We start from the raw sequence: 23434 nt of genomic DNA, 5'->3' as shown, positions 1-23434 counted from the left end.
GCCCATGTTCAAGACCCTGCCTTTGCTCAAATCCCTGTTGTGCGCCCTGCCCCTGCTGGCAAGCTGCACACTCTTTGCCGATGACACTGCCGACGAGGGATCCCGTTGGCAGCAGACCCTTGATCAGGCGAAGGGCCAGACCGTCTACTTCAACGCCTGGGGCGGCAGCCCGGAGATCAACACCTATCTGGTGTGGGCGGGACAGGAGCTTGAGCGCCAGTATCAGGTCAAGCTGGTACAGGTGAAAGTGGATGACATAGCCCAGAGCGTCAGCCAGCTGCTGGCCAACAAACAGGCCGGCAAAACCACGGGCGGCCCCATCGATCTGCTCTGGGTCAACGGCGAGAATTTCAAGGCGCTCAAGGAGCAGGGGCTGTTGGGTGCCCCCTTCAGCCATGAGCTGCCCAACATGGCCCTGGTAGACAAGAGCCTGCCGGTGAGTGAGGACTTCACGGTACCGGTAGAGGGGCTGGAGGCACCCTGGGGCATAGGCCAGCTCAACCTGATGGTGAATGGGGACGAGGTGAGCAATCCCCCCCGCTCCGCAGAGGCGCTGCTCGCCTGGGCCAAGGCCCATCCCGGTCGTTTCAGCTATCCCAAGCCGCCCCAGTTTCATGGTTCCAGCTTTCTCAAACAGATATTGCTGGAGCTGACCCCGGATCCTGCCCCCCTCTATCGGGAGGCAACCGATGCCGATTTTGCCAGACTCACAGCGCCGCTCTGGGTCTGGCTCGACGCATTTCACCCCGCACTCTGGCGCAAGGGCAAGCTGTTCCCCACCGGCGCCGCCGAGACCCGCCAGTTGCTGGATGACGGTGAGCTGGCCATGGCCATCAGCTTCAACCCGCAAGAAGCGCAGAGTGCGGTGCAAAACGGCGCCCTGCCCCCCAGCGTGGTGGCCGTGGCCATGGAGAAAGGGGCGCTCACCAACAGCCATTTTCTCGCCATTCCCTTCAACGCCAACGCCCGCACGGGTGCCAAGGTGGTAGCCAACTTTCTGCTGAGCCCGGCAGCCCAGGCCCGCAAGGCCGAGCCCACCTTTTGGGGCGATCCCAGCGTGCTGCGCAGCGATGCCTTGCCAGCGACCACCAAACAGGTACCAGCCCTGCGCTTCAAGGCGGTGGCTGAACCCCATCCCAGCTGGCAGACCAAACTCGAAGCGGCCTGGGCCGAGCGTTACGGTCACTGATGACGGCAGGACTCGGCAACGCCATCCGCCGCACCTTCGGCTGGCGCCCCATGTTTACCCTTCTCTGCGCCCTCCTGCTGGCCGCCCCCCTGCTGGGAGGGCTGTGGCTGCTGGTGACACAGGGGACACTCAGCCCGCATCTTCAGCGGCTGCTGGCCCAGCCTGGGCTCTGGCACTCGGCAGCCTTGAGCTTCTGGGTTGCGGCGGCCTCCACCCTGGGCAGCCTGCTGTTGACCGCCCTGCTGCTGGCGCACAGCGTCAAGAACGTGGAAGAGAGTCGCAGCTTTCGGCTGCTGCGCCGTCTGCTCTCCCCCCTGCTGGCGCTGCCCCATGTCGCCTTTGCCATCGGTTTTGCCTTCCTGCTCGCCCCCTCCGGCTGGTTGTTGCGGCTCGTCTCTCCCTCCTTGACCGGTTTTGAGCTGCCCCCGGACTGGCAGACCATCAAAGACCCTGTCGGGCTGGGTCTGATCCTGGCGCTGATCCTCAAAGAGACCCCTTTCCTGCTGCTGATGGCACTGGCAGCGCAAGAACCCGCCAAGCTGGCCCGCCAGCAGTGGCTTGGCGCCAGCCTGGGTTTCAGTGCCCCGCAGATCTGGTGGCGCCTGTTGTTGCCTGCGCTCTGGCCCGCCCTGCGCCTGCCCCTCTATGCGGTGGCAGCGTACGGAGTGGCCGTGGTGGATCTCGCACTGCTGCTGGGGCCCGATGCCCCTGCCCCGCTGGCCGTGCGGCTCTGGCTCTGGTATCAGGATCCAGACCTTGGCTGGCGCGGCGCCACCGCCAGCGGCGCCCTCTTGCTGCTCACCATCAACCTGCTGCTGCTCGCCGGTTTGGGGCTGCTGGAGTGGGGCCACACGACTGTCGGCAAGCACGCCTGGCTCGATGGCCGGCGCGCCGTGCCAAATCCGCTGACAACCAGATTGACCTGCATCACAACCTTTACCCTGATGGCCATCAATCTGGCGGTGCTGGCAGCCTTGGTGATCTGGTCGCTGACCCGGCGCTGGTCCTTCCCCAACCTGCTGCCTGGTCAGTGGAGCAGCCACCATTGGCATGTACTCCTGCCGGACCTGATGCCCCTGCTTGTGACGAGTGCCCTGCTGGCACTGGCGAGCGGACTGCTGGCGCTGCTGATGGCGGTATTGAGTCTGGAGGCTCAGCAAGGCCGTCGGCCCTGGCCCCTCTGGCTCATCTGTTTGCCACTGCTGCTGCCCCAGGCCAGCCTGCTGTTTGGCATCCGGCTGGGGCTTGACTGGCTGGGGGGCGGGATTGGGTGGGACTGGGTGCTCTGGAGCCAGCTGCTGTTTGTCTTCCCCTATGCCTATCTCTGCCTGCAGGGGCCCTATCGCCAGTTCGACCCGCGCATCACTCAGGCCGCGCTCACCCTGGGGGCCCGCCCCTGGCACGTCTGGTGGCGGGTGAAAGGGCCCCTGCTGGCACGTCCGCTGCTCTTTGCCTTTGCGGTGGGGGCAGCGGTGAGTCTGGCCCAATACCTGCCGACCCTGCTGTTTGGCGCTGGCAGAGTGGTCACCATCACCACTGAGGCGGTGGCCATCGGCAGCGGCCTCAACCGCCGGCTGGCTGGCCTCTATGGCCTGCTGCAACTGCTGCTGCCCCTTGTCATCTATCTGCTGGCACTCTGGCTGCCAGCCCGGCTCAACCCTGCGCTAAAGGACGCCCGATGAACACGAGAAGCTGCCGATGCTAAACACAACCCCACTTCATCTCTACCTCGATGAGAACCTGCTGCTGTCGCTGCCTGCGCTACAGATTGCCCCCGGTGAGGTGCTGACCCTGATGGGCCCCAGTGGCTGTGGAAAGAGCTCGCTGCTGGGGGCGCTGGCGGGCGTCTTGCCGCCCAGGGGGCCGATCCGGCTGGAAGGGGATATACGGCAGGGTGAACGGCTGCTCACCTCACTGCCTCCCCAGACCCGGCGTATCGGCATGCTGTTTCAGGATGACCTCTTGTTTGCCCATCTGACGGTGGCTGAAAACCTGATGTTCGGCATGCCTGCCACCCTCAAGGGCGCGGCGGCCAGACGGGCAAAGACGTTGGACACGCTGGCAGAAGTAGCGCTGGTCGATCAGGCCGACAAGCTGCCGGGAGCACTCTCCGGCGGCCAGAGGGCGCGGGTCAGTCTGCTGCGGGCTTTGCTGGCAGAGCCCCGGGCCCTGTTGCTGGACGAGCCCTTCTCCCGCCTCGACAAGCCGCTGCGCGCCGCCTTCAGAACTCTGGTGTTCGAGCGACTCACAGCATTGGGCATCCCTGCCATTCTGGTGACCCATGACGAGGAAGATGCCCCCGGCGCTATTCTTCACCTCACGCCACCCCGCACCTCACCTCACCTCACCCCACTATGCTGATTGATCGCGAAGGAGACTCATCTTGTTTGACCGCCATCTGATCCCCCTTATTCGCAGCCCCCTCACCCGGCTGGCCAAACCCCTCTGCCGAGCCGGGATCAGCGCCAACCAGATAAGCCTGACCGGCTTTGCCATCGGCATGCTGGCACTGCCACTTCTGGCCCTGGAACTCTATTCCTGGGCGTTGCTCGTCATCTTGTTCAACCGGCTGCTGGACGGGCTCGATGGCGCTGTGGCGCGAGAGACGAAGATCACGGATTGCGGCGGCTTTCTGGACATCACCCTCGATTTCATCTTCTACGCCGCCGTTGTGCTGGGCTTTGCCCTGAGCGCCCCCGCCAACGCCCTGCCCGCCGCCACCCTGCTGTTCGCCTTCATGGGCACAGGGTCGAGCTTTCTGGCCTTTGCCATCATGGCGGGCAAGCGGGGGATTGAAAATCCCGTCTATCACCACAAGTCCCTCTATTATCTCGGGGGCCTGACGGAGGGGAGCGAGACCATAACCCTGTTCGTGCTGATGTGCCTCTGGCCCGCCGGGTTTGCAACCCTGGCCTACGGCTTTGCCCTGCTCTGTCTTGTCACCACCCTGACCCGGCTCTGGAGCGGTTACCATACCCTTGGCGAGTAACGTTATTCGGGCTTAGGGCATAGGGGCGTGGAGCGCCCCCCCCATCGACAGGCCACGAGTTTGAGCCCTCATCCATGCACTGAGCACTTGCGCATGGATGACAATGTTTTACCATGACGACACTCTTTTTCAGGCTCATGAGAACCTTATGCGTCGCCTTGTCTCCGTGCTCACTCTTTCCCTGTTTCCCCTGCTCTACGGTTGCAGCAGCACGCCTGCCCCCAAACCCGTGGCCAAGCCGTTCAAAAGTGCCTTCATCAATCAGACGCCACAAATAAAACCTGCTTACAGCCAAGGGGTTAGCAAGGGAGACTTCGCCAATCGCAACAACGTGGACAGCTTCGTCCAACGCATGGTCGAGAAGCACGGTTTTGACAGCGTCGAGCTGCATCGACTGCTGGCACAGGCGGATCGCTATGACTGGATAATACGGCTGATGGATGCCCAGGCCCCCACCACCGCCAAGCCAATCGGACCGACCGGCGCCTGGAATCGCTACCGCGCCAAGTTCATCACGCCGGACAACGTGCAAAATGGCGTCAACTTCTGGCGTGAGTACGAGAGCGAGCTCAACCGTGCCGAGCAGGAGTATGGGGTGCCGCCCGAAATCATCGTCGGCATCATAGGCGTGGAGACCCGCTGGGGTCGGGTAATGGGCAAGACCCGCATTCTGGATGCGCTTGCGACCCTGGCCTTCGACTATCCGCGCCGCGCCGAATTCTTTACCGGCGAACTGGAGGCCTTCCTGGTGATGACCCGGGATGAGGGGATGGACCCCACCGAACCCAAGGGCTCCTACGCCGGCGCCATGGGGTATGGCCAGTTCATGCCATCGAGCTTCCAGCGCTACGCGGTGGACTTTGACGGCAATGGCCACACCAACTTGTGGGATCCGGTGGATGCCATCGGCAGCGTGGCCAACTACTTCAAGGCGCATGGCTGGGAGCAGGGTCAACCGGTAGCGGTGCGTGGTCAGGGCCAGCTGCCCGGCTATGAGCATGGATTCCAGACCCGTTACCCGATCACCACCTTGCACCGCGCCGGTCTGAATCCCATCAGCAACCTTGGCAACCACAGCGAAGCAAGCCTGCTGCGCCTGGATGTCGGCACCGGCTATCAATACTGGTACGGCCTGCCCAACTTCTACACCATTACCCGCTACAACCACAGCACCCACTACGCCATGGCGGTGTGGCAACTGGGGCTGGCGGTCAAGGCTGCCAGAGGCGGTTACTGAGTCAGGCTGCTTGCCAATAAAAACGGGCCCCGCGGGCCCGTTTTTATTACTCGTTTTCCAGCAACCAGCGTTTGAGCAGGGCAGCCAACTGAGCCTGTTCAGCCTCGGTCAGTGGCGCCAGCAAACGCCGCTCGTTCGCCACATGTTGCTCGACGGCCCGATCGACCAGTTCGCGCCCAGACGCCGTCAGGCAGACCAGCAGGCTGCGCCTGTCGCTCGGCGCCGCCTGTCGCTCGATCAGGCCACGCTCTGCCAGCTTGTCGAGCCGGGCCGTCATGGCCCCGGAGCTCAACATGGCGGCTTGATAGAGCGCGGTCGGCGTCAGCGGCTCACCGGCCCGGCGCAGGGTCGCCAGAATATCGAAGTCGCTGCCCAGCAGGCCGCACGTCTTCAGCTCTTCGCTCACCTCACGGCCAGCGATCGCCGCCATCCGCGCCACCCGACCCAGCACCCCCATGGGAGAGCAGTCGAGATCCGGTCTTTGCCGGGCCCATTGGGCCAGCAGCATATCTACATGATCACTGTCCATCTTGGTCACTTATCTTTTTATCGAGATACTTGATAGTAAACCAATTTGAGACTAAGTTATCTTCACAAAAAGATACTTCATAAAGAGATAAGCCATGCCACTGCTGATTGCCTTGCTGGCCCCCCTGCTATGGGGCAGTACCTATGCCGTCGTCAGCCTCTACCTGACTGACTACTCCCCCTACTGGGTGGCCGTGTGGCGGGCGCTGCCGGCCGGGCTGCTCCTGTTGCTGCTGCATCCGCGTCTACCGCCCCTGCCCTGGGGCAAGCAGTTCCTGCTGGCGTTTTGCAACATAGCCGCCTTCTTTGCCCTGCTGTTTGTGGCCGCCTTCCGGCTACCGGGGGCAGTGGCAGGCACGCTCGGGGCCACACTGCCGCTGGTACTCATGCTGCTGGCCTGGTTGCAGGATGGCACGCGGCCAACCCTGAAGTGGTTGCTGCTGGGGCTGATGGGGCTCGCCGGTGTCTTGCTGCTGCTCAATCCCTCCGCCAATCTGGATCCCATAGGCGTGACATGCGCCCTGCTGGCAACCCTGCTGATCGGCCAATCCAGCCGCTGGATGCAGCGCTGGCCGGTGAGCGATCTGCTGGCCCTCACCGCCTGGCAACTGCTGCTCGGTGGCCTGATGCTGATCCCGCTCGCCTGGTGGCTGGCCGGTCCCATGCCACTGCCCCAATCAGCTGCAGCACCCGGGCTTGTCTGGCTCATTTTGCTCAACACGGCACTGGCCTACTGGGCCTGGCTGTGGGGGCTCAAGCGTCATGGCCCCGAGGTAATGGGCATGCTGGCCCTCACCAACCCCATGGTGGCGGTCTCCCTGGGTGTGCTGATGGTCGGTGAAACCCTGGATGGCCGGCAGTGGCTCGGCATAGGGGTGATCCTGCTCTCCCTGTTTCTGATGAAGCTGCCGGCGCGCTCCTTCTTCAAGCGCTGGCAAGCCCACAGGGCGGCGATCACCGATGACAAGGCCTGAGGCCGGGCAGGGAAACCCTGAACCGAGAAAAAGAACCATAAAAAAGAGGAGCCGCTGTGGCTCCTCTTGCTATCTATCCGATCTTCAATTCAGCCCGCCAACGGCATGGGTCAGACGCCTGCCTTGGCCAGCGCAGCAGAGACAATCTGCTGGGCTTCTTGCTGAATCAGATCCAGGTGTGCCTCGCCCTTGAAGCTCTCCATGTAGATCTTGTAGATGGACTCGGTACCGGAGGGACGCGCCGCGAACCAGCCGTTCTCGGTCACCACCTTGAGGCCACCGATGGCGGCATCGTTGCCCGGCGCTCGGGTCAGCTTGGCAATGATGGGCTCACCGGCCAGGGTAGAGGCTTCGACCAGTGCCGGATCCAGCTTGGAGAGCACGGCTTTTTGCGCGCTGTTGGCCGGGGCATCGATACGGCGGTAGCTGGAGCGGCCGAATTTGGCTTCCAGTGCATCATAGTGGGCCTGAGGATCCTTGCCGGTGACAGCCAGAATTTCGGCCGCCAGCAGCGCCAGAATGAAGCCATCCTTGTCGGTGGTCCAGACGGTGCCGTCTTTACGCAGGAAGGAGGCGCCTGCGCTCTCCTCACCACCAAAACCAAACTCGCCGCTGTAGAGGCCATCCACGAACCACTTGAAGCCGACCGGCACCTCTTTCAGGGTACGGCCAATCTCGCCGGCAACCCGGTCGATCATCGAAGAGGAGACCAGCGTCTTGCCGACGGCAGCCGCTTTGGGCCAGCCGGTGCGATGGGTAAACAGATACTGGATCGCCACCGCCAGATAGTGGTTCGGGTTCATCAGGCCGGACTTGGTGACGATGCCGTGACGGTCGTAGTCAGGGTCGTTGCCAAGGGCGATGTCGAACTTGTCTTTGAGGGCAATCAGGCCCGCCATGGCAAACGGGCTGGAGCAATCCATCCGGATCTTGCCGTCTTTATCCAGGGTCATGAAGGAGAAGGTTGGGTCGACACGATAGTTGACCACCTCAATGTTCAGACCATAGGTCTTGGCGATGACGTCCCAGTAGGCGACGCCTGAGCCGCCCAGCGGATCGACACCAATCTTGATACCGGCCTCTCTGATGGCATCCAGATCCAGCACGTTTTTCAGGTCGTCCACATAGGGGGTGACATAGTCGTGCTCAACCACGAAGGGGCTCTTGAGAGCATCGCTAAACGGCATCCGTTTCACCCCGGCCAGACCGGCTTCCAGAATGGCGTTGGCCCTGTCTTCCACCCACTTGGTGATCTCACCCTCGGCGGGGCCACCGTGGGGGGGGTTGTACTTGAAGCCGCCATCTTCCGGCGGATTGTGGGACGGGGTGATCACCACACCGTCCGCCAGGGCCACTGGCTTGCTGGCCCCTTCCTTGCAAGAGTTGTGGCGCAGGATGGCGTGAGAGATGACCGGCGTCGGCGTGAAGCCCATACCAGCCTGAATGCGAGTCTCGACGCCGTTGGCCGCCAGCACTTCCACCGCACTGGCAAAGGCGGATTCAGACAGGGCATGAGTATCCATGCCGACAAACAGCGGGCCCGTGATGCCGGCTTGCTGGCGATACTCCACCAGCGCCTGGGTTACCGCCAGGATGTGAGATTCGGTAAAGGCATTGTGTAAGGCACTGCCACGGTGGCCAGAGGTGCCGAAGGCCACCCGCTGCTCGGGGCGGCTCATGTCAGGCTTGTTGAGGTAGTAGGCGCTGACCAGACGGGGAATGTTGGTCAGGTCACTTAAACGAGCCGGCTGACCGGCGTGGGAATGCTGAGCCATGGCGTTATCCTTGCTTGATGGCGGCCTTGCCGGGCAAGGCCTGAACTTGATGAACCGTTAAATCGCGCTGCTTACCTGGGCGATCAGCGCCTCGTCGTAGCCCATGCTGGCCATCATCTGGGCCACCATGTTCTGCTTGCGACTGGTATTGGTATTGCTGATCACCCAGAACGGGGTCTCCGGCACCGGCTTGGGCTTGGTGGTGCTGCCGCTGGCACGCAGTGCCTCGGGATCCCGCGAGAAATAGACGCGCTTGCGCCCCTTGATTTCGGTGGCCTGGGTAAACCCGACCGGATTATCCCGATAGAGGGTACTGAGCACCTGCATGAAGCGGTTGATGGACTTCTCTTCTTTTTGCAGCTCGCCAGAGTCGAGCAGGGCCTGCAGCCCCATGGCATCGGTGGCGACGCTCGGCTGGGGGAGGTCCACAGGCTCGGCAACCGGCACTGTTATGTGCGTGGGCTGTTCCAGCAGACGGCGCAGGATATCGGAGGCACTCTCACCAATGTGCCGGGTCTGGCTGGCGATATAGAAGTAGAGATCGTCATCAAGCTCGATGGTTTTCATAGGGATGCGCTGGACTCGTCGAAATTCGGATGCGGCGATTATACATAGGCAAACCCGGCAGCCCAAGCCAAGGGCTGGCAGATGTGCATGAATCTCATCGAGAATACGGCATAATACGGGGCCAAGTGTGTGATCCTCCGCACTGATAGCGCATCCGGCGTCATTTTTTTGAAAAAAAACCACAAAAAAATGACTCTCAAGGAATGAAATCCTTTTCTTTCAGTGTGTTAAAAATCAGGCAAAAAAGCCCACGACCGACAAGGTGTCATTTTGCAACAAAACTCGTTATTGAACTTCAAGGAACAGGGCCAGGGCCCGGCCGTTGTGCTGATCCACGGCCTGTTCGGCAGCCTGGACAACCTGGGGCTGCTGGCACGCGCCCTGAGCGAACACTATCGCGTCATCAGCGTGGATCTGCGCAACCACGGCGCCTCGTTTCACAGCGACGAGATGAGCTACCCCCAGCAGGCTGCCGACGTACTCGCCCTGCTCGATGCCCTGGCCCTGGATCAGGTATCTCTGGTCGGTCACTCCATGGGCGGCAAGGTCGCCATGCAACTGGCCAAGCAGGCTCCCGCCAGGGTCGCCCGGCTGGTGGTGGCCGATATAGCCCCTGTCGCCTATCCCCACTCCCGCCATCAGAATGTGTTCGCCGGACTCAACACCACCCTGAACCAGCCGGTGCAGAGCCGCAGCGAGGCAGAGGCCATTTTGGCCGAGCACATCGAGATCGCCGGCGTACGCCAGTTCCTGCTCAAATCCTTCGCCAAGGGAGAGTCCGGTTGGGGCTGGCGTTTCAACGTAGCGGCCCTTGAGCGCAATTACGCCAACATCATGGGCTGGCCCGACAACCAGCATCGATTCGAAGGGCCGACACTCTTTATCAAGGGCGGCGATTCGGACTATATGCAGCCCCAATATACCGACACTGTGATGGCACAATTTCCAGCGGCAAAGGCGCGCGTCATCGCCGGAACAGGCCACTGGCTGCACGCCGAAAAGCCGGTTTTGTTCAACAAATTGGTTGTGGATTTCCTGTCGACAGGCGGTTAACAGTTTCAAATCCTTTGTGATATAGTGCGCCCGTCATAAGGAGTGTGCGCAATCCATGCTAAGTGAACATATCGATCTGATTGAGAGTCTGGGCCTGAAGTTATTCTTGCTGGCCATTTTCATATTGATTGGCCTGGCCATTCACGACGTACTCAAACGCGGCAACGTGCCCCGTTTTGGTCGAGTCATCGTCTGGTTGGTACTCTGTCTGGGTTGCGCGGGTTTTGTCGCCAAGGGGCTGATCGAATTGGGCTGGGAAGGCTCAGGGATCGGCTAACTTATTTTCATCTGTGATGTATGGCCAAACAGCAAACTGATCGAACAACACTGGATCTGTTCGCAAATGAGAAGCGCCCCGGCAGGCCAAAGACCAATCCACTCCCCCGTGAGACCCAACTCAAGATCAACAAGCGCAACCAGCTTAAGCGCGATCGCGAGAACGGTTTGAAACGGGTCGAGTTAAAGGTGGAGGCCGAGTTGCTGGAGCGCCTGAACCAACTTGCGTTACAACAGAACGTCAGCCGAGCCGAGCTGATCCAATCTATCCTGAAGCAACAGATTGAGTCTGCTTTCGCAGCAGGCATCGCAATCTGACCGTTAAGCATTAACACCAGATACGGGTAACTAAACACTATGGCTAGTGTAGGTCTGTTTTTCGGCAGCGATACCGGTAATACCGAAGCTGTCGCCAAGATGATCCAGAAAGAACTGGGCAAACAACTGATTGAAGTCCGTGACATTGCCAAGAGCAGCAAGGCCGACATCGACAGCTTCGATCTGCTGATGTTCGGTATCCCGACTTGGTATTACGGCGAAGCCCAAGCCGATTGGGATGACTTCTTCCCCGAGCTGGAAGAGATCGACTTCACCAACAAGCTGGTTGCCATCTTCGGATGCGGCGATCAGGAAGACTATGCCGAGTACTTCCTCGACGCCATGGGCACACTGCGTGACATCGTCGAAGCCAAAGGCGCCATCATCATCGGCAACTGGCCAACCGCCGGTTACGAGTTTGAAGCCTCCAAGGCTGTGGTGGATGACAAGCACTTCGTGGGTCTGGGTATCGACGAAGATCGCCAGCCGGAACTGACCGCCGAGCGCGTCAAGGGCTGGTCCAAGCAGCTGCATGAAGAGATGTGCCTGGCCGAGCTGGAGTGATCCGGCAAGCCAGCAACCTCTGACAACAAGGGCCCCGGCGGGGCCCTTGTTGTTTTTGCGATCCGATCTTTTCAGCCACCTCTGTGCTCGGGTTTGGCACGCACATAGAGGGTGCGTTTGACCTGTGCCACCAGCTCGCCACTCTTGTCCTGCACCGTGACCTCGAACTCGGGGAAGTGCTTGTTGCCCCCCTCGGTCGCCGCCACTATGGACGCCAGCTTGCCGTCGGTCAGGTTGAACTCGGCCACCAGCTTGCCTTTGCCCGGCTTGATGTAGTTGATGCTGCCCGCCTTGTCCCAGACGTAATAGCGGTTCTTGAAGTACCCCATCAGCATCAACGGATAGATAGGATCCGTCATCGCAAACATGCTGCCGCCAAACTGGGTCCGGTTGGCGTTCTTGTTCCACCAGCGTGACTTCAACGTCACCCGGCAAAAACGGAAGTCATCACTCAGGGTTTCTATCTTGATGCCGGCGCCCCAGAAGGGAGGCCAGGCGTTGAGGGCGCGCCGCACCCAGGCCGCGTTGTCAAAAAGCCAATCCATGGATCTCATCCGACCAGATAATAAAGAAGGTTACATCTTATCAACATTCGTCCGCTGAGCAAGCCGGCGACAGGATTTGATCAATTCGGCCAGATGGCGGACTTTGCGCTAAAGCCCTTGAATTACTGGGTTTATTTTTAGGTTGGCTACGACCTATAATGACAGGCCAAGCGAGTTCGTGGTTGCCATTCCAGCGGCAGTCAATCAGAATAACCACACCTTCGAGAATGCGAATAAGTAGAATATGGCAGACAACAACCAAGCGTTAAAAAAGGCCGGGCTCAAGATCACCTTGCCCCGCGTCAAAATTCTGGAAATCCTGCAACAGCCGGATTGCCAGCACACCAGTGCGGAAGATCTGTACAAACGACTGATCGACCAGGGTGAAGAGATTGGTCTCGCTACCGTATATCGCGTTCTCAACCAGTTTGATGATGCCGGTATTGTTACCCGTCACCACTTCGAAGGTGGCAAGTCGGTATTCGAGCTGGCCACCCAGGAACACCACGACCACCTGGTCTGCCTCGATTGTGGCAAGGTGATCGAGTTTTCCGACGAAGTGATCGAGCAGCGCCAGCGCGATATCGCCAAGCATCACAATATTCGCCTGACCAATCACAGCCTCTATCTGTATGGCCACTGCGCCAACGGCGACTGCAAGCACGACGACTGATGGCGTCTTGCACCGGTCAATAAAAAAGCCAGCATAGCGCTGGCTTTTTTTGTGTCCGTAATCCGGGCAAGAAGTGGCAGGGTCTCCCCTGCCCTCTGCCTGTCAGGCCTCGGCCTTGCCCCAGACGTCCCGCAGGGCCACGGTGCGGTTGAACACCAGGTGCTCGGCGCTGGAGAGCTTGTTGTCGGCGCAGAAGTAGCCTTCGCGCTCGAACTGGTAAGCAAACTCCGGCTTGGCGTCCTTGAGGGAAGCCTCGACGCGGGCACCCTCGATGATCACCAGCGAATCCGGATTGAGTGCCCCTTCGAAGTCATCCTCGGCCCCCGGGTTCGGCATCTTGAACAGACGATCATAGAGACGGATCTCGGCCGGCAGGGAGTGAGTGGCGCTGACCCAGTGGATCACCCCCTTCACCTTGCGACCATCCGCCGGATCCTTGCCCAGGGTCTCGGGATCGTAGGAGCAGTAGATGCAGGTCACGTTGCCATCCGCATCCTTCTCGACCCGCTCGGCCTTGATCACATAGGCGTTGCGCAGGCGCACTTCCTTGCCCAGCACCAGTCGCTTGAACTGCTTGTTCGCTTCTTCTTTGAAGTCTGCTTCGTCGATGAAGATCTCGCGGGTAAAGTTCAGTTCACGGGTACCCATCTCGGCGTTGTTCGGGTGCGCCGGTGCGGTCAACACCTCGTCGGCCGCCAGGTTCTCGATGACCACCTTCACCGGATGCAGCACGGCCATGGCGCGCGGTGCGTTCTCATTGAGATCGTCGCGGATGCAGGCTTCCAGCATGCTCATCTCGACTATGTTGTCCTGCTTGGTCACGCCAATGCGTTTGCAGAACTCGCGGATGGAGGCAGAGGTGTAGCCACGACGACGCAGACCGGAAACGGTCAGCATGCGCGGATCGTCCCAGCCATCCACGTGCTTCTCGGTCACCAGCAGGTTCAGCTTGCGCTTGGACATGACGGTGTATTCGAGGTTCAGACGGGAGAACTCGTACTGACGCGGGTGGCAGTCGATGGTGATGTTGTCCAGCACCCAGTCATACAGACGACGGTTGTCCTGGAACTCCAGGGTACAGATGGAGTGGGTGATCCCTTCCAGCGCGTCCGAGATGCAGTGGGTGAAGTCATACATGGGATAGATGCACCACTTGTCACCGGTCTGGTGATGGTGGGCAAACTTGATGCGATAGATAACCGGATCGCGCATCACCATGAAGGGGGACGCCATGTCGATCTTGGCGCGCAGGCAAGCGGTGCCTTCGGCAAACTCGCCGTTCTTCATCTTGGCAAACAGCGCCAGGTTCTCGGCCACTGGACGATCGCGGAACGGGCTGTTCTTGCCGGCCTCGGTCAGGGTGCCACGGTACTCGCGCATCTGCTCCGCAGAGAGCTCGTCCACATAGGCCAGACCTTTTTCGATAAGCTCTATGGCGTAGCCGTGCAGCTTGTCGAAATAGTCGGAGGAGTAGCAGATCTCACCGCTCCACTGGAAGCCGAGCCATTGCACGTCCTGCTTGATGGACTCCACGTACTCGATGTCTTCTTTCACCGGGTTGGTGTCATCGAAACGCAGGTTGCACTGGCCCTGGTAGTCACGGGCGATGCCAAAGTTCAGACAGATTGACTTGGCGTGGCCGATATGGAGATAACCGTTCGGCTCGGGCGGAAAACGGGTATGCACGTGGTTGTGCTTACCGCTGGCCAGATCTTCATCAATGATCTGACGAATAAAGTTAGTTGGGCTGTTCGCCTGACTCATGGCTCACCTCAAAAATGCGTCACTGGCGGAAGTTGTGCCGGCTGGCACCCTCATCCCCCCGCCATCAAGCCGGTTATGATCCCTCATTACGCGCCTTGCCTCAACCTGAATTTGGCCAATCCGGCCCCTTGGCACGCCAAAACGAAGTGATCCAGCCGCCATCATCTGCTCGCGGATAAAAAAGACCCCGCACTGGGCGGGGTTCAAGGTGATGAAAAACAAAAACAGACAATACACACACACAACAAAGGCTCACACGCACAGTCAACCTTTCCCAAACCCGATGCAGTGTCGGCCTTGGGAAAGGCGGGTCTTGCGACCCGCCTGGTGTTAGCGGTTGGCTGCTATCAGTTCAGCTCGGTGACGCGACTGGTACGCTGGCCATCGAAACTGGTGGTACGCAGGTAGACCTTGCCGGTCACGCTCGGCTTGGCCGCGGCGTCGTAGGCAGTCCAGGTGGTGCCGTCCAGGCTGTACTGGATGGGCAGGCCCGGCAGATCCACGTTCGCTTCAAGCTTGCCGTTGATGACCTTGGCGTCCGGTACTGAGAGGCGGTATTTAACACCGGCCTGATCCAGCTTCGGCAGCACGCGCTGACCCAGCAGGTTGGCGAACTGGTTCCACTCTTTGTTGAGGGTGGCCTTGTTGACATGCTTGGTCTCACCGGAGAACTCGCGGCCCTTCACATAGTTCAGCTCGAAGCCACCTTTGTGCCAGGCACGCTCGGCCACGGAGAAGATACGCGGGTAGACCATGTACTCGTACTGGGCATCGGTCCGCACGGTTTCACTCCACTGCTGACCGGAGATACCGCGGAACTTGACCGGATCCTGGTCACCCTTGGCCACGAAAGCGTTGCCGTCGCGGTCAACCGAGGTCTCGGCGTTCTGCGGCAGGTTTTCCGGGGCAAAGGCGAACACCTTGCGGGTGTCATTGAAACGGGTTGCCCAGTAGTAGCCACGCTCGGCCGGGTGCACCTCGTTCGGGAAGTCGAAGTAGAGGTAATCCGGGTTGGAGAGCACAACGTCATAGCCCTTGTGCGCCCACTTCATCGCCTCGTTGAAGCCACCCCAGTAGAGGGTTTCCCAGAAGTTGACCACTGTCTTGTCGGTGGCGAAATCCTTGGCGCTATTGGCATACTTGAGGCCATCTTCCCATGCCTGCAGGGTGGAGAAGCCACGGTCTTTCGCCAGCTCGGCCACGTCCTTGATCTTGCCATCATCGATCATCTTCTGGCAGACCGGAGACTTGCCGAACGGCTTGTCCTGCTTGCTGGAATCGACGTTGCCCTTCCAGGCGACCAGATCGGCTTTCTGGGTAACGGCCGGATCCTGATAGCCACCGCCCTGCATGATGTTCTTCGCCTCGTCACCACCGTAATGCCAGGCGGTCAACGGCTGACCGGCGGCCTGGTGCATCTGGGCCACTTCATCCATCACCTTGCTCACGAAGGTGGCAGCACCCGGCTGGCAAGGGTTGATGAAGGACATCTTGTCGTAGAACTGCACCGAGGTGACGTTGGAGGTATCCGCCGGGTCAGTCAGACGGAACTGGTTGGCTTCGGCCTCTTTGCCCTCGCTCATCAGACGCTGGTAACGCGCTTCCATGGAGACCACGGCAGCACGGGCGTGCGCCGGCATGTTGATCTCGGGGATGACGGTGACACCACGGGCCTTGGCATAACGCACCAAATCGATGTAGTCGGACTTGCTGTAGAAACCGGAACCCTGGTTGTCGCTGGTCGGGCCGGAACCCAACTGCGGCATCAGGCACTTGGTTTCAGACAGATCGTGGCAACGCTGGCTGCCTACATCCGTCAGCTCCGGCAGACCCGGGATCTCCAGACGCCAGCCTTCATCGTTGGTCAAACCCAGGTGCAACTTGTTGAGCTTCATGGCTGACATCTGGTCAACCAGCTTCTTCATGGTTTCGAGGCTACGGAAGTGACGGGCCACGTCGGTCTGCATGCCACGATATTCAAAACGCGGCGCATCCTCGACGCTCATCTGGCTCACCAGCTTGTCGTTCACCCCCAGCAGGGAGAGCAGGGATTGCGCGCCCCAGAAGGCACCCTCGATGTCGTGCCCCTGGATCACAGTGCCCTGCTTGCCTATGGTCATGTCATAACCTTCGGCCTGCTTGAGCTTGCTGCCGAGCTTGACGGTCACTGGATAGCCGGTGTCGGAGAGGGTAACACCCAGCTTGGTCAGTTGAGCCTTCAGGGCTTCGGCGCGATCGCTTGGCAAGTCCAGCGCGTTGAGCTTGATGGTGGAGAAGTCCACTTGCGGACCCGATTTGATCACTTGCTTGAGCGGGGTCGGCAGTATCTGATCATCAATCTTGCTGGCCGGCAGCAGGCTGCTGGTCAGGTTTGCATCGAAACGGGTCTCGCTGTTCATCAGGATGTTGTTGTCATCCTTGGTACGCTTCCAGCCATCGACCGGCATCGGCTTCTCGTAGGTGCTGGCGTCGTCGATGTTGCTCATGCTGGCAATCACCTTGGGCTCGGCGCCGTCTGCAGCCACATACCAGCTAGGCATGATGTCAGATTCGAACAATACCCAATATTCCACCACCAGCGGCACTTCGACCGTGGCATCCTTGGCAAAACCCTTAAACTGCTCGGTTGGCGTCAAACGATAGAGGTCGCCGGTCAGATGGGTGATGGTGAACTGGTCGTTGTCGACGCGCTGGATACGGCGGATGGAGGAGACATAAATACCCCAATCCTTGGAGGTCACGTCAGCACCGGTATTGGTCAGGTGCAGCTTGGCCACGCCACAGCTCGCCCACTCGGAACCCAGCGCCTGGCAATCGAGGCCGGCACCGGCACCGTCGTTGGTGACGACTTCATACTTGACCACCAGGTTGCTGGCGAGGGAGTCGACCACGGCTTGCTTGGCGGCATCGGCTGCCTGTACCTGGCTGACAAAAATAGTAGACATGGCAATGGCTAACAGAGAATGTTTCAAGTTCATAACTGCTGCTCTCATTTGAAGTAAAGGTTGGATTTTCTTGGCGTTTTTTATATTGGGCCCCGTGGCGGGGCCCTAGTTATGTCAACAATGGACTTAGACTTGAGGCGAGCTTGGCGCCCGATTAACGCAGGGCCTTCATCTCACCGGCAATGATCTCGGCCAAGGGGCCCAGAATCACCTGCAGGTTCTGTTCACCGAGCTTGACCACACCGGCTGCGCCCAGGGCTTTCAGCTTGCGCTCATCCACTATGCTGCGGTCTTTCAGGGTCAGACGCAGACGGGTGATGCAGGCATCGATGGTGACCAGGTTGTCTTGGCCACCCAGCACTTCCAGGTATTGCTTGGCCAACTCTGTACGGTTGGTAGATTGAGCGGGAGCCGGAGCTGTATCTTCATCATCCTCACGACCCGGAGTTTTCAGGTTCAGCTTGGCAATCACTGCGCGGAACACCACGTAGTAAAGACCGAAGAAGACCAACCCCTGAGGTATGAGCATGTACCAATCGGTCGCCAGCGGATTACGGCTGGAGAGCACCAAATCGACCATGCCAGCACTGAAACCGAAACCAGCCATCCAGTGCATGGATGCAGCGATGAACACGGAAATACCGGTCAGTACGGAGTGGATGACATAAAGTAGCGGCGCCACGAACATAAAAGAAAATTCGAGCGGCTCGGTTACACCAGTGAAGAAGGAGGCAAAGGCAGCGGCGATCATGATGGATGCAACCTTGTCCTTGTTCTCTTTCTTGGCGGAGTGGTAGATGGCCAGCGCGGCGCCCGGCAGACCGAACATCATGATGGGAAAGAAACCAGCCTGATACATACCGACCACGCCTTTCACCTGATCCAGGCTCTTGCCAGCAGCCAGTGCGGCATCAATGGTACCCTGACCACCCAGGAAGTTCGGGATGTCGTTGATACCGGCCACGTTGAACCAGAACACTGAGTTCAGGGCGTGGTGCAGACCGATCGGGATCAGCAGACGGTTGAAGAAGGCGTAGATACCAGCACCTGTGGCGCCAAGATTGACGATGGATTCACCAAACTGGACTAGACCACCATAAACGATAGGCCAAATGATCATCATCACAAATGACACGCCTATCATAACAACTGAGGTCACGATCGGCACCAAACGGCGGCCAGAGAAGAAGGCCAGCGCCTTGTGCAGTTCGACGCTGCTGAAGCGGTTGTAGAGCTCGGCGGCAATCACGCCGCACAGAATACCAACAAACTGGTTGTTAATTTTACCGAACGCAGCTGGCACTGTATCTAACGGTATGCCTTTTATCATCGAGACAACAGCCGGACTCAGTAGTGTGGTCATCACCAAAAAACCGACCAAACCAGCCAACGCAGCAGAACCGTCTTTATCCTTGGACATGCCGTAGGCGACACCGACAGCAAACAAGGTGGACATGTTATCAATAAGTGCAGAACCCGCCTTGATAAGGAAGGCAGCCAGCGCGCTGTCACCACCCCAACCGTTAGGGTCAATCCAGTAGCCAACCCCCATCAGGATCGCGGCGGCAGGCAATACCGCTACCGGCACCATCAGGGCACGGCCGATCTTTTGCAAATAACCGAGAATGTTCACGGTTCCTCTCCTTAGTTAATGTTTTTCTAGAAATTAAGTGCTTATCACGTTTGACGCATAAGCCATCAAGGCTTGATTGGCAGTCTAGGGCTTTTATTTCGCTGCGCAAATTAATAAACCTGTAATCGTGATCATTATCACCCAAACGAGATAAAGGTAGCGGATACATGTGGCTTAGTTCGCAATCTTTATTTACGCTATAAAACAACTTGAATCCGTCTTAGCCTATTTGCCGCCGACACCCCGGCAGCAACCCGTACAGAGGTATCTACAATGCGCCTGATCCCGTTGAAATCTGCCAGCCAAGTGGGTCTGTGGTCTGCCCGTTACATCGTTGACCGTATCAATGGGTTCAAACCCACTGCCGATCGCCCCTTCGTACTGGGCCTGCCCACCGGCGGCACCCCGCTCAACACTTACAAGCGCCTGATCGAGCTGCATAAAGCCGGTGAAGTAAGTTTCGAGCACGTGGCCACCTTCAACATGGACGAATATGTCGGCCTGCCGGAAGATCACCCGGAGAGCTACCACAGCTTCATGCACAACAACTTCTTCTGTCACATCGACATTCGCCCGGAAAACATCAACATCCTCAACGGCAACGCCGAGGATCTGGTGGCCGAGTGCAAGCGCTATGAGGACAAGATCAAGTCCTATGGCAAGATCAACCTCTTCATGGGCGGCGTCGGCAATGACGGTCACATAGCGTTCAACGAACCGGCCTCCTCCCTCTCCTCCCGCACCCGGGTCAAGACCCTGACCGAGGACACCCGCATCGCCAACTCCCGCTTCTTCGGCGGTGACATGGAGCAGGTGCCCAAGCTGGCGCTGACTGTGGGTGTCGGCACCCTGATGGACGCCGAAGAGATCATGATCCTGGTCACTGGCCACGGCAAGGCCCAGGCCCTGCAAGCAGCAGTGGAAGGCAGCGTCAACCACATGTGGACCATCTCCACCCTGCAACTGCATCCGAAGGGAATGATGGTGTGCGACGAGCCCTCCACCATGGAGCTCAAGGTCAAGACGGTGCGTTACTTCCAGCAGCTCGAAGCCGCCAACATCGGCCGTCTGTAAGGAGCCACCATGTACGCATTGACCAATTGCACCCTCTACACCGGCAGCTGTGTGCTGACCGGTTACGGGGTCGTGATCGAGGGCGACAAGATTGTCGCCATCCAGCGTCAGGCCGAGCTGCCTGCCGGTATAGAGCGACATGACCTGCACGGCGCCAACCTCTGCGCCGGTTTTATCGACGTGCAGCTCAACGGCTGTGGCGGCGTCATGTTCAACACCGACATCTCCACAGAGACACTGGCGATCATGCAGGCCGCCAACCTCAAATCCGGTACCACCAGCTTCCTGCCGACCCTGATCACCAGCCCGGATTCGGACATGAAGCGGGCCGTCGCCGTGACCCGCGACTACATGGCCACGCACCCGAATGAAGTGCTGGGCGTGCATCTGGAAGGTCCCTACACCAACCTCAAGCGCAAGGGCATTCACCCTGCCGCCCAGATCCGTCAGCCCGCCGACGAGATGATCGACTTCTTCTGTGCCAACAGCGATGCCATCGCCAAGATCACCCTGGCACCGGAGCGCAACAAGCCCGAGCACATCCGTCAGCTGGTAGAGGCAGGCATACTGGTCTCCGCTGGCCATACCGCCGCCAACTACGATCAGGCCATGGCCGGCTTTGATGACGGCATCCGCTTTGCCACCCACCTCTACAACGCCATGACCCCGACCGTGAACGGCCGCGAGCCGGGTGTGGTGGGTGCCATCTATGATCGCAAGGATGTCTATGCTGGCGTCATCGTCGATGGACACCATGTGCACTGGGCCAACGTACGACTGGCCCACAAGATGCTGGGGGAGAGACTGGTGCTGGTCACCGACGCGACCGCCCCCGCCGGTGCGCCGGAAGGCTTTGAGAAGTTTGATTTTTGTGGCGCAACCGTCTATTTCCGCGATGGTCAGTGCGTCGACGAGAATGGTACACTCGGCGGCTCTGCCCTCACCATGATTGAGGGGGTGGAGAATCTGGTCAAACAGGTCGGATTACCGCTCGATGAAGCACTGAGAATGGCCACTCTTTATCCCGCTCGCGCCATTGGATGGGACTCACGTCTCGGTAGTATCCAGGTCGGAAAAATAGCCAACCTGACTGTCTTTGATCAGACCTTCACGGTCTGCGGGACCGTGGTTAACGGACACTACACAACACAGTGACACTATGACTGGCGGACAAATAGCAAACGTAGATCTTATCAAGCAGGTCAACAGTGCAGCCGTATATCGGCTCATCGACCTGCAAGGCCCCATCTCGCGGGTCAAAATTGCCGAGTTGAGTCAGCTGGCCCCGGCCAGCGTGACCAAAATAACCCGGCAACTGATCGAGCATGGCCTGATCAAGGAGACCTCACCGCAAGCCTCTACCGGCGGGCGGCGTGCCATCTCCCTGACCACCATCAAGCATCGCTTTCAGTTTGTGTCCGCCAAGCTCGGCCGCGGCTATCTGCAGCTGAGCCTGTACGATCTCGATGGCAAGGAGCTCGATCAACACGTCACCCAGGTGACCGAGATCGATCAACAGCCTGTGGTCGACATGCTGCTGCGGGAAATTGGTGCCTTCATGGACTCCCAGCAGGAGCGCAACCGCAACCTGATCAGCATAGCGCTGACCATGCCGGGTCTGGTCAATCCGGAATCGGGTATGGTCATCTATACCCCCAAGTACCAGATCCGCAATCTGGCCCTGGCCAAGCTGCTGGAAAACCACTTCAACCTCCCCTGCTACGTGGGCAACGACACCCGCTCACTGGCACTGGCCGAACACTTCTTCGGCGAGTCCCGCGACTGCATGGACTCCATTCTGGTGAGCGTCCACCAGGGTGCCGGCTCCGGCATCATCACCAAGGGCAAGGTGTTCCTCGGTCAGAACCGCAACGTTGGCGAGATCGGCCACATCCAGGTCGAACCGCTGGGCAAGCGCTGCCACTGCGGCAACTTTGGCTGCCTCGAGACCATCGCCTCCAACGAGGCCATTGTCGACAAGGTAAAAGAGCTGATCAGTCGCGGTCACCTGAGCTCGCTGCAGGAGAAGCACATCACCATACAAGAGGTGTGCAAGGCGGCCATGGCAGGGGATGAGCTGGCACGCAGCGTGATCGAGAACGTGGGTGAGCACTTGGGACGGGCGGTGGCCATCACGGTCAACCTGTTCAACCCGCAGAAGGTGCTGATCGCAGGCGAAATCACTGCCGCCGAAGAGATCCTCTTCCCGGCCATTCGCCGCTGTGTCGAACACCAGTCACTGCCGAGCTTCCACCGTGGCCTGCCCATCGTGAAGGCCCGCTTCCAGAACCAGCCCACCATAGGCGGTTTCGCCCTGGTGAAACGGGCCCTGCTGGAGGGAGACCTGCTGCAGATCATCATGGAGCAGAAATAATTGATGTATAATCTCGACATTGACTCATATATCTTGAGCTAAACACTCACAACTTAGAGCCCCGATATATCCCATCGGGGTTCTATATCTAAATGTTAGATGTATCCGTTACTTGCGTTAATTGTCGAAGCTTCACTCATGACCCCCTCTTTCTCACGCCACTTGTCGTGCTATAGCCACAACAATTCATGTGTATGGAGATGGTATTCACCCGACAGTTGACCACAAAAGAGAGTGGTCATACGGCTTCAAACCGGATAACACAACGTTACCCCTACCATGTTATCTGGAGTCACCGTATAACCACCAATGAGAAAGTAGCACGTCGCAAACTCAGCCTGCTAGAGCCCGCCAAAGAGCTCAATATAGTGGTCTAATCATCCCCGACACCATTTTAGGCGGTACAGTCGCCACCCAGACCTAAGGTGCTCAATGACAAGATTACGTCGCTCATTTACTGCCGAATTCAAACTCGAAGCCGCATCCTTGGTGCTCGACAAGGGATATTCTGTCCCTGAAACCAGCCGTTCACTGGATGTCGGTGAAACCATACTTCGCCGCGGGGTTCAGCAGTTTCAATCCGAACTCAGCGGTACCACCCCAATCAGCAAGGCGCTGACCCCGGAACAGCAGAAAATCCAGGCTCTGGAAGCCCGTATCAACCGACTAGAACGTGAAAAGGACTGAATCGCCCCCAGTTCCCTAGACACCTCGCAGCCTTAAAATGAGGCAACTATTGGAGGTGTTATGACCCGCCAGCATTACCCAGAAACATTCAAGATAGAAGCGGTTAAACAAGTCACCGAGCGCGGGCGGCCTGTGGCTGATGTTGCACGAGCCCTCGGGGTATCCAGCCACAGTCTGTATGCCTGGCTCAAGCAGTACGGTCAGCCCGCTGACCAGCAGCACGAAGAGTCTGCCTTGCAAGCCGAGATACGCCGTCTGAAAGCCGAACT

At 59.1% G+C, this 23434-nt stretch carries 22 protein-coding genes and 1 pseudogene; 16 read left to right on the top strand and 7 right to left on the bottom strand.

Translation table 11 applies throughout. The features are described from left to right. Positions 1–4: 4 nt before the first annotated feature. The 5 genes from AXW79_RS12315 (at position 5) to mltB (ending at position 5415) form a co-directional block, all read left to right on the top strand. On the top strand, positions 5–1189 hold the full coding sequence (locus tag AXW79_RS12315; protein WP_005309733.1) for an ABC transporter substrate-binding protein: 1185 nt from the start codon (positions 5–7) through the stop codon (positions 1187–1189). Continuing rightward, complete coding sequence (locus AXW79_RS12310) at positions 1189–2871, top strand: ABC transporter permease family protein (protein ID WP_005309731.1); 1683 nt, start codon at positions 1189–1191, stop codon at positions 2869–2871. The genes AXW79_RS12315 and AXW79_RS12310 overlap by 1 nt, the downstream gene beginning before the upstream one ends. Before the next feature lie 16 nt (positions 2872–2887). Then, positions 2888–3550: an ATP-binding cassette domain-containing protein gene (locus tag AXW79_RS12305; RefSeq protein ID WP_011898919.1), complete on the top strand. Its 663-nt coding sequence runs from the start codon at positions 2888–2890 to the stop codon at positions 3548–3550. A 22-nt stretch (positions 3551–3572) separates the two neighbouring features. After that, entirely contained in the window at positions 3573–4178 is a 606-nt protein-coding gene (locus tag AXW79_RS12300; RefSeq protein ID WP_005309725.1) for a CDP-alcohol phosphatidyltransferase family protein, read from the top strand. A gap of 148 nt (positions 4179–4326) precedes the next feature. After that, positions 4327–5415 (top strand): lytic murein transglycosylase B, encoded by a 1089-nt coding sequence (gene mltB / locus AXW79_RS12295; protein WP_005309722.1) that lies wholly within the window; start codon positions 4327–4329, stop codon positions 5413–5415. Between the two features lie 46 nt (positions 5416–5461). Here the strand turns inward: mltB and AXW79_RS12290 are convergent, their stop codons facing one another. Beyond that, complete coding sequence (locus AXW79_RS12290) at positions 5462–5944, bottom strand: MarR family winged helix-turn-helix transcriptional regulator (RefSeq protein ID WP_005309718.1); 483 nt, start codon at positions 5942–5944, stop codon at positions 5462–5464. A 94-nt stretch (positions 5945–6038) separates the two neighbouring features. Here AXW79_RS12290 and AXW79_RS12285 point away from each other — a divergent pair, with 94 nt between their 5' ends. Then, complete coding sequence (locus AXW79_RS12285) at positions 6039–6917, top strand: DMT family transporter (protein WP_005309716.1); 879 nt, start codon at positions 6039–6041, stop codon at positions 6915–6917. A 110-nt stretch (positions 6918–7027) separates the two neighbouring features. Here AXW79_RS12285 and pgm read toward each other — a convergent pair whose 3' ends face one another. Beyond that, positions 7028–8692, bottom strand: a complete 1665-nt coding sequence (pgm, locus tag AXW79_RS12280) for a phosphoglucomutase (alpha-D-glucose-1,6-bisphosphate-dependent) (protein WP_005309713.1) — start codon at positions 8690–8692, stop codon at positions 7028–7030. A 57-nt stretch (positions 8693–8749) separates the two neighbouring features. Continuing rightward, complete coding sequence (seqA, locus tag AXW79_RS12275) at positions 8750–9259, bottom strand: replication initiation negative regulator SeqA (protein ID WP_005309710.1); 510 nt, start codon at positions 9257–9259, stop codon at positions 8750–8752. 288 nt (positions 9260–9547) lie between these two features. Between seqA and AXW79_RS12270 the strand changes: the two genes are divergently transcribed. From AXW79_RS12270 to fldA, 4 genes are read left to right on the top strand one after another with little or no spacing between them, the layout of a single operon-like run. Then, complete coding sequence (locus AXW79_RS12270) at positions 9548–10312, top strand: alpha/beta fold hydrolase (protein WP_005309705.1); 765 nt, start codon at positions 9548–9550, stop codon at positions 10310–10312. A 55-nt stretch (positions 10313–10367) separates the two neighbouring features. After that, positions 10368–10589: a DUF2788 domain-containing protein gene (locus tag AXW79_RS12265; protein ID WP_005309702.1), complete on the top strand. Its 222-nt coding sequence runs from the start codon at positions 10368–10370 to the stop codon at positions 10587–10589. Positions 10590–10609: 20 nt separating this feature from the next. Beyond that, a complete protein-coding gene (ybfE, locus tag AXW79_RS12260) occupies positions 10610–10906 on the top strand; it encodes a LexA regulated protein (RefSeq protein WP_005309699.1) in 297 nt (98 codons plus the stop codon). A 39-nt stretch (positions 10907–10945) separates the two neighbouring features. Further along, positions 10946–11470 carry a flavodoxin FldA gene (gene fldA / locus AXW79_RS12255; protein ID WP_005309697.1) on the top strand — a complete coding sequence of 175 codons (525 nt, stop codon included), beginning with the start codon at positions 10946–10948 and terminating at the stop codon, positions 11468–11470. A 71-nt stretch (positions 11471–11541) separates the two neighbouring features. Here the strand turns inward: fldA and AXW79_RS12250 are convergent, their stop codons facing one another. Next, positions 11542–12015 (bottom strand): DUF4442 domain-containing protein, encoded by a 474-nt coding sequence (locus tag AXW79_RS12250; RefSeq protein ID WP_005309695.1) that lies wholly within the window; start codon positions 12013–12015, stop codon positions 11542–11544. 244 nt (positions 12016–12259) lie between these two features. Here AXW79_RS12250 and fur point away from each other — a divergent pair, with 244 nt between their 5' ends. Then, the gene (gene fur / locus AXW79_RS12245; protein ID WP_005309693.1) at positions 12260–12688 is read left to right on the top strand and encodes a ferric iron uptake transcriptional regulator; all 429 of its coding nucleotides are present in this window, start codon (positions 12260–12262) and stop codon (positions 12686–12688) included. A 102-nt stretch (positions 12689–12790) separates the two neighbouring features. Here the strand turns inward: fur and glnS are convergent, their stop codons facing one another. The 3 genes from glnS to nagE all read right to left on the bottom strand — a co-directional run bounded on the left by glnS (position 12791) and on the right by nagE (position 19030). Continuing rightward, entirely contained in the window at positions 12791–14452 is a 1662-nt protein-coding gene (gene glnS / locus AXW79_RS12240) for a glutamine--tRNA ligase (RefSeq protein WP_005309688.1), read from the bottom strand. A 347-nt stretch (positions 14453–14799) separates the two neighbouring features. Further along, the gene (locus tag AXW79_RS12230; protein ID WP_005309685.1) at positions 14800–17430 is read right to left on the bottom strand and encodes a beta-N-acetylhexosaminidase; all 2631 of its coding nucleotides are present in this window, start codon (positions 17428–17430) and stop codon (positions 14800–14802) included. Positions 17431–17551: 121 nt separating this feature from the next. Then, positions 17552–19030 carry an N-acetylglucosamine-specific PTS transporter subunit IIBC gene (gene nagE, locus AXW79_RS12225; protein WP_005309682.1) on the bottom strand — a complete coding sequence of 493 codons (1479 nt, stop codon included), beginning with the start codon at positions 19028–19030 and terminating at the stop codon, positions 17552–17554. Positions 19031–19303: 273 nt separating this feature from the next. On the opposite strand from nagE, the gene nagB reads away from it, so the two are divergent. The 5 genes and pseudogenes from nagB to AXW79_RS12200 form a co-directional block, all read left to right on the top strand. After that, entirely contained in the window at positions 19304–20104 is an 801-nt protein-coding gene (gene nagB, locus AXW79_RS12220) for a glucosamine-6-phosphate deaminase (protein WP_005309680.1), read from the top strand. Positions 20105–20113: 9 nt separating this feature from the next. Then, positions 20114–21259, top strand: coding sequence for an N-acetylglucosamine-6-phosphate deacetylase (gene nagA, locus AXW79_RS12215; protein WP_005309677.1), 1146 nt, complete (start codon positions 20114–20116; stop codon positions 21257–21259). A gap of 4 nt (positions 21260–21263) precedes the next feature. Beyond that, the gene (gene nagC, locus AXW79_RS12210) at positions 21264–22478 is read left to right on the top strand and encodes a DNA-binding transcriptional regulator NagC (RefSeq protein WP_005309674.1); all 1215 of its coding nucleotides are present in this window, start codon (positions 21264–21266) and stop codon (positions 22476–22478) included. 432 nt (positions 22479–22910) lie between these two features. Further along, positions 22911–23162: pseudogene (locus tag AXW79_RS12205) on the top strand (IS3 family transposase); the annotation flags it as partial. Positions 23163–23225: 63 nt separating this feature from the next. Then, positions 23226–23434, top strand: a 209-nt coding sequence (locus tag AXW79_RS12200) for a transposase (protein WP_063977647.1), incomplete at its 3' end; no start/stop codon positions are given.

The sequence above is a fragment of the Aeromonas salmonicida subsp. salmonicida genome, from assembly GCF_001643305.1.
Classification (GTDB): Bacteria; Pseudomonadota; Gammaproteobacteria; order Enterobacterales; family Aeromonadaceae; genus Aeromonas; species Aeromonas salmonicida.
The sequence above is the reverse complement of the archived record's forward strand: the minus strand, read 5'-3'. Positions and strand labels throughout refer to the sequence as shown.